The organism is Nocardioides sp. L-11A (assembly GCA_029961745.1).
Lineage (GTDB): Bacteria > Actinomycetota > Actinomycetes > Propionibacteriales > Nocardioidaceae > Nocardioides.
In genome coordinates this window covers 1,937,117-1,950,035 of the sequence record CP124680.1, presented here as the reverse complement: position 1 = coordinate 1,950,035, position 12,919 = coordinate 1,937,117, and the positions used below count along the sequence as shown (strand labels likewise).

The following is a 12,919-nucleotide window of genomic DNA, read 5'->3' as shown; positions in this document are numbered from 1 at the left end:
CACCCCATCAACAGACAAGTGTTGCGCTCACCCCTTGAGCCCAAGCCATTGCAACGCCGGACAAGCGCAGGAGATGCCCGACAAGTCAGGTCAGGACCGCGACTCCCATGCCTGGGTCAGCGCCTGCTCGAACAGCTCGGCGGGCTGGGCGCCGGAGATGCCGAAGCGCCCGTCGAGGACGAAGAACGGGACGCCGCTGGAGCCGTACGCCCGCGCCTGGGCGACGTCGGCCATCACCTCGTCGCGGAACTCGTCACCATCCAGGACCTGCTCCACCCGGTCGGCGTCCAGCCCGGCCGCGACGGCGGCGCGGCGCAGTACGTCGTGGTCGCCCACGGACTCACCCCGGCTGAAGTACGCCGCCAGCACCTCCTCGAGCAGCGCGTGCTGCCGTCCCTCCGCGCGCGCCAGGTGGAGCAGGCGGTGGGCGGTCAGGGTGCGGGCGTGGAGCGCGTCGGCGTACCCGAAGGACAGCCCCTCCGCCGCGGCGAGCCCGTCGACGCCCGCCATCATCTCCCGGGTGGCGGCCTCGTCCTTGCCGAACTTGCGGCCCAGCACCTGCACCGTGGTCTCGGTGCCGACCTCCGGGGCGAAGGGGTCGAGCTCGTAGGAGCGATAGACCACCTCGACCTCGTCGCGATGCTCGAAGGAGGCGAGCGCCCGCTCCAGCCGGCGCTTGCCGATGTAGCACCACGGACACACGACGTCGGCCCAGATCTCGATACGCACGAGGAGCCAACGCGGCGTCCCCCTGATTGCTTCCCCTAGGGGCCGTCGGGGTGACCTCAGGGACGGGTCAAGGGATCTGCCCGAAGCGGCGGGGGGTGCCGCGGCGACAGGCTTCGGGTCATGATCACCGTCGAGTCCCTCAGCAAGTCGTACGGCAGCTTCACCGCCGTCGACGACGTCACCTTCGCCGCGCGGCCCGGCCGCGTCACCGGCTTCCTCGGTCCCAACGGCGCCGGCAAGTCCACCACCATGCGGGTGATGGTCGGCCTGACCGCGCCCGGGCAGGGCGAGGTCCACATCCTCGGCCGCCGGTTCGCCGACCTGCCCGACCCGGGTCGCGAGGTCGGCGTCCTGCTGGACGCCTCGGCCCAGCACGCCGGGCGCACCGGGCGGGAGATCCTGACCATCGCCGCCCTCACCATGGGCCTGCCCCGCACCCGGGTCGACGAGATGCTGGAGCGGGTCAGCCTGACGCCCGACGAGGCCAGCCGCCGGGTCCGCAACTACTCACTCGGCATGCGGCAGCGCCTCGGCATCGGCACCGCACTGCTCGGCGACCCCGAGGTGCTGATCCTCGACGAGCCTGCCAACGGGCTCGACCCCGCCGGCATCCGCTGGATGCGGGACCTGCTGCGCGACTTCGCCGACCAGGGCGGCACCGTACTGCTCTCCTCGCACCTGCTGCACGAGATCGAGGTCATCGCGGACGACCTCGTCGTCATCGGCAACGGCCGGATCGTCGCGCAGGGCACCAAGGAGGAGCTGCTGGCCGGCGCCGGCACCCTGGTCCGCGCGGGCGACGGCGCGGCCCTCGCCGCCGCGCTCGGCGCCGCCGGCATCACCGCGCGCCCGACGTCGGGCGGCGCGGTGCTCGCGGAGGCCGACCTGACCCGGGTCGGCCAGGCCGCCTTCGCGGCCGGCATCGCCGTCACCGAGCTCCGGGCCGCCGACGGGGCCGGCCTGGAGGAGATGTTCCTGGCCCTGACCGCCGAGAGTCAGCGCGAGTCCGTCACCCACACCTCGACCACCGAAGGAGCCGCGGCATGACCGCCACCACCGTCGACGCCGCCACCGACGTCGCCCCCACCGCCACCCGGGCCCGTCCGGCCCCCGCCCCCACACCCTTCCGGCGGATCCTGCGCGTCGAGCTGCGCAAGATGTTCGACACCCGCTCCGGCTTCTGGCTGATGGCCAGCATCGTGATCCTCTCGGTGATCGCGACCAGTGCAACGATCATCTTCGCTCCCCGCGACGAGCTGACCTACGAGTCCTTCGCGTCGGCCGTCGGGTTCCCGATGGCCGTGATCCTCCCGCTGGTCGCGATCCTGACGGTCTCCAGCGAATGGAGCCAACGTACGGCGCTGACCACCTTCACCCTGGTGCCGAGCCGTCGCCGCGTGCTCGCGGCCAAGGCGCTGCTGACCGTCCTGATCGGCGCGGTGTCCATGCTCATCGCCGCGGCCGTCGGCGCGCTGGGCAACATCATCGGTACAGCGATCGCCGGCGTCGACCCCACCTGGAACGTCGATGTCGGGGAGTTCGCGCAGATCATCCTGGCCAACGAGATCGGCATGATGATGGGCTTCGTGCTCGGCGTGCTGCTGCGCAACTCCCCCGCCGCCATCGTGTCGTACTTCGTCTACTCCCTGGTGCTTCCGGGTGTCTCCGGCGCTCTCGCCAGCACTCAGGAGTGGTGGTCGGAGAACGGCGCCTGGTTCGACCACAACTGGGCGACCATGCGCCTGTTCGACAACGACATGACCGGTGAGATGTGGGCCCAGCTCGGCGTCACCTCGACGATCTGGCTGCTCCTGCCCCTGGCGATCGGCACCCGGGCGCTCCTGCGCTCCGAGGTGAAGTAGCCCGCACGTCCTGAGATCCCATCGACCCGTCGCGTTCAAACGCGACGGGTCGATGGGGTCAGATGCCCAAGATGGGTGAGTCGCGCGCGGCCGGATCGTGTCACCGTCGGGTGTCGTCTCGGTCGATTCACCTGGGGGCACCGTGCACGGACACCGTCGGACCCGTTTCCGCCTGGCGGTCCTGGCGACCGTGGTCGCCACCGCCCTGACCCTGATCACCGGCGGCGGGCCACCCGCCCAGGCCCAGCCCGCGCACCATCGGCTGATCCCCTCGGCGGTCCCAGCGAGCACCCCGAACATCCTCGACGGCCGGACCCTGGCGATCGCGGAGGTGGGGCGCAGGGTGTTCGTGGGCGGCACCTTCACCCTCACCCAGAACCCGGGCACGAGCGCACAGCTGGCGACGCCGTACCTCTTCGCGTACGACCGGCTCACCGGCATCGTCGACCCGGGCTTCCTGCCGGCCCTGGACGGCAGCGTCAACGCGCTCGTCCCGTCGGCGGACGGGAGCGCGCTCTACGTCGCCGGCACCTTCAAGCTGGCCGGCACCACCAAGGTGCGCAACATCATCAAGGTCGACGCGACCACCGGTGCCCTGGTCACCGCGTTCAAGAACCCCAGCCCCAACGGGGGCGTCCTCGACATCGCGCTCGTCGGCAACCGGTTGCTGCTCGCCGGCAGCTTCACCACCGTCGCCGCCCTCCCCCGCGCCGGCCTGGCCTCCCTGGACGCGACGACGGGTGCGGTCGACGACTACCTGCGGATCGCGGTCGACACCAACCACAACTGGCCCTCCGGTACGGCGAAGGCGCCGGTCGGCGTCGCGAAGCTGGCCGCCAGCCCGGACGGCTCCCGGATGGTCGCCATCGGCAACTTCAAGCACGCCGACGGCCTCGACCGCGACCAGGTGATGCTGATCCGGCTGGGGCCGGACGGCGCGTCGGTCGACCCGGACTGGAAGACGCTGCGCTACACGCCGGCCTGCCAGAAGAACGCGTTCGACTCCTACGTGCGCGACGTGGACTTCTCCCCCGACGGGGCCTACTTCGTGGTCGCGTCCAGCGGGGCCGGCTACAACGGGACCCTGTGCGACTCGGCCGCGCGCTTCGACGTCGCGGTCACCGGACAGGCCGTCGAGCCGGTCTGGCAGGCCGCGACGGGGCAGGACTCCCTGCTCTCGGTCGCCGTCGCCGACAACGCCGTGTACGTCGGCGGGCACCAGAAGTGGATGAACGCCATCCAGAGCGGAGCCGACGAGCAGGCCGGCCAGGTGCCGCGCCCCGGCCTCGCCGCGCTGGACCCGCGAAACGGCGTACCGCTGTCGTGGAACCCGGGCCGGCACCCACGCGGTGTCGGTGCCGAGGAGCTGCTGGCGACCGACAACGGCCTGTACGTCGGCAGCGACACGCAGTACGTCGGCAACGGGGAGTACCGCCGCGAGCGGCTCGCCTTCTTCCCCGTCGAGGGCGGCAGCGCGCCGGTCGTCCAAGCCGACCCGGTGCTGCCCCGCAGCCTCTACCGCCTCTCCGGCACGACGGTCACCACCCGCCAGTTCTCCGGCACCTCGGCGACCGCGCCGTCCACCGTGCCGACGACCGGCGCCGGCAGCTGGAACAACGCCCGGGGGGCGTTCATGATCGGCGCGAAGCTGGTCTACGGGTGGACCGACGGCAAGCTGCACTACCGGACCTTCGACGGCGCCGCCTTCGGCCCGGACACCGTCATCGACCCCTACAACGACCCGCTGTGGAGCAGCGTGACGACGAGCGGGGGCACGCAGACCTACCGCGGCCGGGTGCCCGGTCTGTACGGCCAGATGTCGTCGGTGACCGGGCTGGCCTACGCCGACGGGCGGCTCTACTACACCCGCCAGCTGCAGGGGAAGGTGTTCTGGCGGTGGTTCTCGCCGGAGAGCATGATCCTCGGCGCGCAGGAGTTCACCGTCGCGTCGTCGAGCTTCCCGCTGCTCCAGGACGTCCGCAACCTCGTGTACGCCGACGGGCAGCTGTGGGCCGGCATGTCGACGAACCAGCTCTGGCGGCTGCCCGTGGCCGACGGCGTGGTCGGCGGGTCGTGGACCCGCGTGTCCGGCACCGGCATCGACACCAGCCCCGTCTGGTCGAGTGGAACGATGTTCCTCGGCCCACTCGCCAACCAGGTGCCGACGGCCTCGTTCACGTCGTCGTGCTCGGGCCAGACCTGCGGGTTCGACGGCCGCGGCTCGAGCGACCCCGACGGCACCGTCGTCGGCTGGTCGTGGGACTTCGGGGACGGAGCCACGGCCACGGGCGCGCAGCCCGGCCACCTCTACACCGCGGCCGGGACCTACCAGGTCACACTGAGCGTGACCGACGAGCACGGCGGCACCGGGACCTCGACGCAGCCGGTGACCATCGAGGGCGCGACCAGCCCGGTCGCCTACCGCGACTCGACGGGCAGGGTCACCAATGCGACGAGCATCGTCACGCCCGTGCCGGCGAGCGTGCAGGCCGGCGACGGCCTCCTCGCCGTCGTCTCGGCGGCCACGACCGCCGTACCGGCGGCGCCGGCGGGATGGACCCAGGTCGGCCAGCCCGCGACGACGGACGCGCTGACGACCGTGGTCTGGCAGAAGGTCGCCGAGGCCTCCGACCCGGGACGCAATGTGACCGTGGCCTTCGGCACGACGGCCGTCAAGGCGACGTTGAGCGTGCTCGCCTACGCCGGCACCGACCCCGGCGGGCCGGTGGCCTCGCTGGCGGCCGCGGGCGAGACCACCGCCACCACCGCGCACCGCAGTCCGACGGTCACCTCACCCGGTGGCTGGGTGGTCACGGTCTGGTCCGACCGCTCCTCGGCCACGACGGCCTTCGCCGAGCCGGCGGGCTCCACCGTGCGCCAGCGACTGATCGGCGTCGGCGGCGGTCACACCGACCAGCTGGTGGTCGACACCGGCGGACCGGTGGCGGCCGGACAGTTCGGCGATCAGGTCGCGACCGCCGACGCCGCGGCGAAGGGCGCGAGCGTCACGATCGCCCTGCGCTGAGGTCTCCCTGCGCTAACGTCATGCGTTCTGTGGGCTCGAGCCCACAGGACGAATGACGTTACGGAGCTGCGATGGACCTGACCTCGACCTGGTGGTTCTGGGCACTGCTGTCCGCGGTGTTCGCGGCACTCACCGCGATCTTCGCGAAGGTGGGGGTCAAGGAGATCGACTCCGACGTCGCCACCTTCATCCGCACCATCGTGATCCTGGTGACACTGGGCCTGATCCTGCTGACGCTCGGCAAGCTCCACGCACCCGGCGAGATCAGCTGCCGGACCTGGCTCTTCCTCGTGCTGTCCGGGCTGGCGACCGGCGCGTCGTGGATCTGCTACTTCCGCGCCCTCAAGCTCGGCGACGCGTCCCTGGTGGCTCCGGTCGACAAGCTCAGCGTGGTGCTGGTCGCGGTGTTCGGCGTGACGCTGCTCGGCGAGCGGCTGTCGGCGCTGCAGTGGGGCGGCGTGGCCCTGGTCGGCGCCGGCGCCGTGCTGCTCGTGCTCAGCGGCTGACCCGCGGCGGCGGGGAGTTCTCCCCATCGACGGTGCCGGATGCCACGCCTAGCGTCCTGGCCATGGACCGCCGACCGCCCCGCCGCTGCCCGGCGATCGCCCTGGCCCTCGACGACTTCGCGGACCTGGCCGACGCCCCCCGGCTCGCGCGCCGCGCCCGGCGGATCCACCGGCGACTCGCGAGGGCCGTCGACCCGGTGGTCGCCCAGCACGGCGCGGTGGATCTCGCGCTGGTCGGCAGACTCGTGGACGGCGTACCCGTCGACGCGCTGGCCGTCGTCACCCCGGTGGCGGTCGTGGTCGCCTACCGCCGGCGGCTGGTACGAGCGCACACCGCCACCCTCCTGTTCCGGCGCGCCTCGGTCCGGGACGTCTCCGTCACCGCCGGGGCGCGGCACCGCTCCACCCGGCTGTCCCTGGCGACGGCCGGCAGCGCGACCCGCCTCGACGTCGCGGGCCGCTCCCCCGCCCTCGAACGGAGGTTGCTGGACCTGCTCAGTCCACGTCGTGGGTGAACAGGCAGAACAGATGGCCGGCGGGATCGGCGTAGACCCGCAGCGGCTCCTCGGGGTCGTCGGAGCGGTCCAGCCGGAGGACCGCGCCGAGCCCCAGCGCGCGCCGGTGGCTCTCCTCGAGGTCGGCCCGGGTGTCGACGACGAGATCGAGATGGGCCTGCTGGGGCACGTCCGGCTCGGGCCAGGTGGTCGGGGCGAGCTCGGCGACCTGCTGGAACGCGATCCGCTCGCCGCCGGGCCCGAGGATCGCACGCCAGTCGGTGAACTCCTCGATGTCGTAGCCCTCGGGGTAGGACCAGCCGAGCAGCCGTCGGTAGAACTCGGCGAGCTCGGGCACGTCGGTGGTGTCGAGGACGATGCTGCGCAACCGTGGGTGGCCCATGGTCGCGACTCTGCCACCGGACGCCGACACCCCCGGCCCTGGCGGGTCCGGGGGTGTCGTCGTGCGGATGACTCCGTGCGGAGCGTCAGCGCGCGGCCGAGCCCTCCGTGTAGTCGTCGTCGCTCTGGGCCCACGAGAAGTGCGAGCGCAGCGTCTTGCCGACGGCCTCGATCGGGTGCTGCGCACCCTTCTCGCGCAGCGCCATGAACTCCGGCGCGCCGGCGTCCTGGTCGGCGATGAAGCGCTCGGCGAACGCGCCGCTCTGGATGTCGGCGAGCACGGCCTGCATGTTCTCCTTCACCCGGCCGTCGATGACCCGCGGGCCGGAGACGTAGTCGCCGTACTCGGCGGTGTCGGAGACCGACCAGCGCTGCTTGGCGATGCCGCCCTCCCACATCAGGTCCACGATGAGCTTGAGCTCGTGGAGGACCTCGAAGTAGGCGATCTCGCCCTGGTAACCGGCCTCGGTGAGGGTCTCGTAGCCGTACTGGATCAGCTGCGACACACCACCGCACAGGACCGACTGCTCACCGAACAGGTCGGTCTCGGTCTCCTCGGTGAAGGTGGTCTTGATGACGCCGGCGCGGGTGCCGCCGATGCCCTTCGCGTAGGACTTCGCGAGGTCCCAGGCCTTGCCCGAGGCGTCCTGCTCCACGGCGATGATGTCCGGGATGCCGCGACCGGCGACGTACTCGCGGCGCACGGTGTGCCCCGGGGCCTTCGGCGCGACGAGGATGACGTCGACGCCGGCCGGGGGCTGGATGTAGCCGAAGCGGATGTTGAAGCCGTGTCCGAACACCAGGGTGTCGCCCTCGGCGAGCGCCGGCGCGATGTCGTCGGCGTAGAGGTGGCGCTGGACCTGGTCGGGGGCGAGGATGACGATGACGTCAGCCTCCTCCGCCGCCTCGCGCGGCGTGAGGACGCGCAGGCCCTCCTCCTCGGCCTTGGCGCGGCTCTTCGAGCCCTCCTTGAGGCCGACACGCACGTCGACGCCGGAGTCGCGCAGGTTCAGCGCGTGGGCGTGGCCCTGGCTGCCGTAACCGATGACGGCGACGTGCTTGCCCTGGATCAGGGACAGGTCGGCGTCGTCGTCGTAGTAGATCTCAGCCACGTCGGGCTTCTCCTTGCTGGTTGGGGCTGGTTGGTGATGGTGGTGATGGACTGCGGGTGGTTCAGGCGTGGGCGACCGGCGGCACCGGGACGGCGACGGGCTTGCCGCGCTCCGAGATGGAGCGCGGCCCGCGGCCGATGGCCACCATGCCGGACTGCACGAGCTCGCGGATTCCGAAGGGCTCCAGCACGCGCAGGAAGTCGGCGATCTTGCCGTCGTTGCCGACGATCTGCATGGTGATCGCGTCCGAGGCGACGTCGATGACCTTGGCCCGGAAGAGCTGGACGACGTCGAGGACCTCGCCACGGTTCTCGGCGGTGGCGCCGACCTTCACGAGCACCAGCTCGCGGTGGACCGACGCGACGGGGTCCAGCTCCACGATCTTGATGACCTCGACCAGCTTGTTGAGCTGCTTGGTCACCTGCTCGAGCGGCGAGGACTCCACGTTGACGACGATGGTCATCCGCGAGATCTCGTCGTGCTCGGTCGGGCCGACCGCGAGCGACTCGATGTTGAAGCCGCGGCGGCTGAACAGCGCGGAGATCCGCGCCAGGACGCCGGGCTTGTCCTCCACGAGGACGGACAGGGTGTGCTTGGCCATGTCGATGCCCCTCAGAGGTCGTCTTCGTCGAACTGCGGCGCGAGGTCGCGCGCGTACTTGATGTCGTCGTTGCTGGTGCCGGCGGCGACCATCGGCCACACCATGGCATCGCGGTGGACCCGGAAGTCGACGACGACCGGGACGTCGTTGATCTCCATCGCCTTCTGGATCGTGGCGTCGACCTCGTCCGGCGACTCGCAGGCCAGGCCGACGCAGCCGTAGGCGTCGGCGAGCTTGACGAAGTCGGGGATCCGCTTGGAGTGCAGGTCGGTGTTGGAGTAGCGGCTGTTGTAGAACAGCGTCTGCCACTGGCGCACCATGCCGAGCGACTCGTTGTTGATGACCGCGACCTTGATCGGGATGTTGTTGATCGCGCAGGTGGCGAGCTCCTGGTTGGTCATCTGGAAGCAGCCGTCGCCGTCGACCGACCACACGGTCTGGTCGGGCATCGCGACCTTCGCGCCCATCGCGGCCGGCACCGAGAAGCCCATCGTGCCGAGACCGCCGGAGTTGATCCAGGTGTTGGGGCGCTCGTAGCCGACGTAGTGCGCCGCCCACATCTGGTGCTGGCCCACGCCCGCGGTGTAGATCGTGTCGGGGCCCGAGAGCACGCCGAGTCGCTCCAGGACGTACTGCGGCGCGAGACCACCGTCGGCCGGACGGTCGTAGCCGAGCGGGTACTTCGTCTTCACGCCGGCGCAGAAGGCCACCCAGCCCTCGTAGTCACCGGTGTGGCCGGCCTCCTGCTCGGTGCGCAGGGTGGTGATCAGGTCGACCAGCACCTCGCGGACGTCGCCCACGATCGGGACGTCGGCGAACCGGTTCTTGCCGATCTCCGCCGGGTCGATGTCGGCGTGGATGACCTTGGCGCCGGGCGCGAACGAGTCGAGGTTGCCGGTGACCCGGTCGTCGAAACGAGCGCCGAGGCTGATGATCAGGTCGCTCTTCTGCAGCGCCGCGACAGCCGCCACCGTGCCGTGCATGCCGGGCATGCCGAGGTGCTGCGGGTGGCTGTCGGGGAACGCGCCGCGCGCCATCAGTGTGGTGATCACCGGGATGCCGGTGAGCTCGGCGAGCGCCAGCAGCTCCCTGGAGGCGCCGGACCGGATGGTGCCGCCGCCGACGTAGAGGACGGGCTTGCGGGACTCGAGGATCAGCCGGGCCGCCTCACGGATCTGCTTGGCGTGCGGCCGGGTCACCGGGCGGTACCCGGGCAGGTTGAGCTCCGTCGGCCACCGGAAGGTCGTGCCGGACTGCAGCGCCGACTTGGTGACGTCGACCAGGACCGGGCCGGGCCGTCCGGTCGAGGCGATGTGGAAGGCCTCGGCGACCTTGGTCGGGATCTCGGCGGGGTCGGTCACCAGGAAGCTGTGCTTGGTGATCGGCATCGTGATGCCGCGGATGTCCGCCTCCTGGAAGGCGTCGGTGCCGATCAGGGACGCGCCGACCTGGCCGGTGATGGCGACCATCGGGAGCGAGTCCATGTGGGCGTCCGCGAGCGGCGTGACCAGGTTGGTCGCACCCGGGCCCGAGGTCGCCATGCAGACGCCGACCCTCCCCGACGCGGCGGCGTACCCCTGGGCGGCGTGGCCCGCGCCCTGCTCGTGGCGCACGAGGATGTGGCGGATGCTGCTGTCCATCAGCGGGTCGTACGCCGGGAGGATCGCGCCGCCCGGGATGCCGAAGATGTCGGTGACCCCGGCTGCCTCGAGGGACCGGACCAGGCTCTGCGCTCCGGTGATGCCTTCTGCCTGGGAATCGGCGCCCGAGCCCTGCTGCTCACTCATCCGAGTCGTTCCTTGTCTCTGCTGTGGTGGCTACGTCGTACTCAACAAAAAACCCCTCGGTTGCTGGGCAACGAGGGGTGGACGCGCTGGCGTTCGTCTGACGGAAGTCCTGGTCAGGCTCAGCTGGCGCGTCCGGAGGGTACGAGAATCAGGTCAAGCATGGACTCACCGTAGCCGCCGCACGTCGTGCCGTCGAACCAGTGTCGCACTTCGTCCCAGATCGCAAGACGCCGGTCTCAGATCTCGTCCTCCGCGCGGAGCGCCGCCAGCGCCTCCGCAAGGCCGTCGAGGGCGCGGCTCGCACCCGCCTCGACGTGGGCGACGACGACGGCCGGCGCACCCGCCGACCCGAGGTGCCCGGCGAGCAGCAGCGCGTCGCGATGCGCGCCGAGCCGGCTCCGTCGCGACCGGCCGATCGGCACGCGAGGTCAGCGGCACGCCGCGCGCCGCCCAGTCGTCCAGCAGGCGGCCGAGCGTCTCGGCGTCCGGACTGGCGTGCCAATCGACCAGCACCGCGTGGGCACCGGCGCCGGCCGCGAGCAGTGGAGCGAGGCGCACCGGCTCGAGATCGCGGCGCCCGACCTCCGCCTGCACCCGGCGGCAGTCCGCCGCGCGCACCTCGAGATCGCGCCCGACACCCAAGAGCGCACCGTACGACGCGAGGCGGTCGCGCAGCACGCGCGCCGGCCGCCGCCTCACCTGACGGTCGAACCCGGCCAGCACGTTGCGGAGCCGCCGCACCGACGTCCGGAGCCGGTGGACGGCGTCGACCTCGTCGGCCAGCGCCGGCGCCCGGCCGGCGCCGATGTCGGCGATCAGGCTGCCGACGACACCGGTCAGCAGGTCGCCCGCCGAGCTGTCCGTCACGTCTTCCAGTGTGGACGCACGCCCCGGCACGGAGTCAACGCCGGGTCAACGCGAGCCACGAGCTGGTGGCGGCCGCCCTCAGGGCAGGACCACCTCTCCGACCGGTCCCGGGTTGTAGGCGATCTCCCACCGGTAGCCGTCGGGATCGGCGAAGTAGCCGGAATAGCCGCCCCAGTCACGCTGCACGGCGGGGTGCACGACCGACGCGCCGGCCGCGCGCGCCGCCTCGAGCACCTCGTCGACACCCGCAGGCGTGGGCAGGTTGTGGGCGATGGTCAGCGGCGCGACGCCGGGACCGGTCATGGTCGCCCCCACCTCGGCCTCGAAATGACCGCGCTCCCACAAGGACAGGACGAGGAGCTGGCCCGTGCGGAACATCAGCACCTCACCCGGCACGTCGAGCTCGGGAGTCCAGCCCAGACCGTCGCGGTAGAAGCGCCGGCTGGCGTCGAGGTCGTCCACGGCGAGGGTGATGAAGCTGATCCTGGGGTCCATGGGGCGACCCAAGCAGACCCCTCCGACAGTGACCGTCGTCACACTCGGTCGTTGGGGAGAACATGCTCCCCCGTCGTGCCTCCGCTCTGCTCGGACTCCTTGCGCTGGCCGTCTCGGCCCTGGCCCTCACCCCACCGACGCGGGCCGTGGCCGAGCCGGGCTACGACGAGTACGTCGCCCTCGGCGACTCGTGGTCCGCCGACGTCGTCCTGCTCGACCGGGACGGTCTGCCCGACGCGACGCACGCGCCGATCGACTGTGCGCAGTCCCACCGCAACTACCCGAAGCTCGTCGCCCGCCGGCTCGGCGTCACGACCTTCCGGGACGCGACCTGCGGCTCCGCGACGACCGACGACTTCACGCAGCCGCAGCGACTGCCGCTCGGCGGCGTCAACCCACCGCAGTTCGACCGGCTCACGCCGACCACCGACCTGGTGACCGTCGGCATCGGCGGCAACGACGCCGGGATCGCGAGCGGTGCGATGTCCTGCATCTCGCTGACCCCGATCGGGGTCCCCACCCGACCCCTCCCCCTGCCGGACGTGCTGCCGCTCGTCGACCTCGCACAGCCCCCGCTGGGCGCCTGCGCGAAGCGCTTCACCCGCGGCGGCGTAGACCGGCTGGCGCAGAACATCGCCGCATCCGAGGACAAGGTCGTCGCCGCGCTCACCGAGATCCACCGCCGCTCGCCCGAGGCCCGGGTCCTCCTGGTCAACTACCTCGACGCGATCCCGAAGCGCGGCTGCTGGCCCGTGGTCCCGATCACGAACGCCGACATGGCCTACCTCCACGACACCTTCGCCCGGCTCAACGAGATGCTCGCCCGAGCCGCGGAGCGCGGCGGCGCCGAGCTGGTCGACACCCACCCGCTCAGCACCGGCCACCACGTCTGCACCGGCCCCCGCACGAGGTACGTCGAGGGGCTCGGCGTGCTCTCGCTCAACGACCTGGCCGTGGCGGTGCCCGCCCACCCGAACTCCGCCGGCGCGCGGGCGCAGGCCGAGTCGGTGCTGAACGTTCTCGGCCGCTGATCCGAACC

At 71.6% G+C, this 12,919-nt stretch carries 13 protein-coding genes; 6 read left to right on the top strand and 7 right to left on the bottom strand.

Annotated features, from left to right (window positions below; all coding sequences use genetic code 11):
- Positions 1-90 precede the first annotated feature (90 nt).
- Positions 91-729 (bottom strand): DsbA family oxidoreductase, encoded by a 639-nt coding sequence (locus QJ852_09105; protein ID WGX98594.1) that lies wholly within the window; start codon positions 727-729, stop codon positions 91-93.
- Between the two features lie 120 nt (positions 730-849).
- Between QJ852_09105 and QJ852_09100 the strand changes: the two genes are divergently transcribed.
- From QJ852_09100 to QJ852_09080, 5 genes are all read left to right on the top strand, one after another.
- The gene (locus tag QJ852_09100) at positions 850-1,776 is read left to right on the top strand and encodes an ATP-binding cassette domain-containing protein (GenBank protein WGX98593.1); all 927 of its coding nucleotides are present in this window, start codon (positions 850-852) and stop codon (positions 1,774-1,776) included.
- The gene (locus QJ852_09095) at positions 1,773-2,591 is read left to right on the top strand and encodes an ABC transporter permease (protein WGX98592.1); all 819 of its coding nucleotides are present in this window, start codon (positions 1,773-1,775) and stop codon (positions 2,589-2,591) included. Before QJ852_09100 ends, QJ852_09095 begins: the two co-directional genes overlap by 4 nt.
- Positions 2,592-2,733: 142 nt before the next feature.
- Positions 2,734-5,616 (top strand): PKD domain-containing protein, encoded by a 2,883-nt coding sequence (locus QJ852_09090; protein ID WGX98591.1) that lies wholly within the window; start codon positions 2,734-2,736, stop codon positions 5,614-5,616.
- Positions 5,617-5,687: 71 nt separating this feature from the next.
- The gene (locus QJ852_09085; protein ID WGX98590.1) at positions 5,688-6,122 is read left to right on the top strand and encodes an EamA family transporter; all 435 of its coding nucleotides are present in this window, start codon (positions 5,688-5,690) and stop codon (positions 6,120-6,122) included.
- A gap of 62 nt (positions 6,123-6,184) precedes the next feature.
- Positions 6,185-6,637, top strand: a complete 453-nt coding sequence (locus tag QJ852_09080) for a hypothetical protein (GenBank protein ID WGX98589.1) — start codon at positions 6,185-6,187, stop codon at positions 6,635-6,637.
- Here the strand turns inward: QJ852_09080 and QJ852_09075 are convergent.
- The 6 genes from QJ852_09075 to QJ852_09050 all read right to left on the bottom strand — a co-directional run bounded on the left by QJ852_09075 (position 6,618) and on the right by QJ852_09050 (position 11,880).
- Positions 6,618-7,019: a VOC family protein gene (locus QJ852_09075; protein ID WGX98588.1), complete on the bottom strand. Its 402-nt coding sequence runs from the start codon at positions 7,017-7,019 to the stop codon at positions 6,618-6,620. The two genes, QJ852_09080 and QJ852_09075, sit on opposite strands and share 20 nt — an antisense overlap.
- An 85-nt stretch (positions 7,020-7,104) precedes the next feature.
- Entirely contained in the window at positions 7,105-8,130 is a 1,026-nt protein-coding gene (gene ilvC, locus QJ852_09070) for a ketol-acid reductoisomerase (protein WGX98587.1), read from the bottom strand.
- 61 nt (positions 8,131-8,191) lie between these two features.
- On the bottom strand, positions 8,192-8,731 hold the full coding sequence (gene ilvN, locus QJ852_09065) for an acetolactate synthase small subunit (GenBank protein ID WGX98586.1): 540 nt from the start codon (positions 8,729-8,731) through the stop codon (positions 8,192-8,194).
- A gap of 11 nt (positions 8,732-8,742) precedes the next feature.
- The gene (locus QJ852_09060) at positions 8,743-10,518 is read right to left on the bottom strand and encodes an acetolactate synthase large subunit (protein WGX98585.1); all 1,776 of its coding nucleotides are present in this window, start codon (positions 10,516-10,518) and stop codon (positions 8,743-8,745) included.
- Positions 10,519-10,754: 236 nt separating this feature from the next.
- Positions 10,755-10,940 carry a hypothetical protein gene (locus QJ852_09055; GenBank protein WGX98584.1) on the bottom strand — a complete coding sequence of 62 codons (186 nt, stop codon included), beginning with the start codon at positions 10,938-10,940 and terminating at the stop codon, positions 10,755-10,757.
- A 523-nt stretch (positions 10,941-11,463) separates the two neighbouring features.
- Positions 11,464-11,880: a VOC family protein gene (locus QJ852_09050; GenBank protein ID WGX98583.1), complete on the bottom strand. Its 417-nt coding sequence runs from the start codon at positions 11,878-11,880 to the stop codon at positions 11,464-11,466.
- Positions 11,881-11,942: 62 nt separating this feature from the next.
- On the opposite strand from QJ852_09050, the gene QJ852_09045 reads away from it, so the two are divergent.
- A complete protein-coding gene (locus QJ852_09045; protein WGX98582.1) occupies positions 11,943-12,911 on the top strand; it encodes an SGNH/GDSL hydrolase family protein in 969 nt (322 codons plus the stop codon).
- The last annotated feature ends 8 nt before the right edge of the window (positions 12,912-12,919 follow it).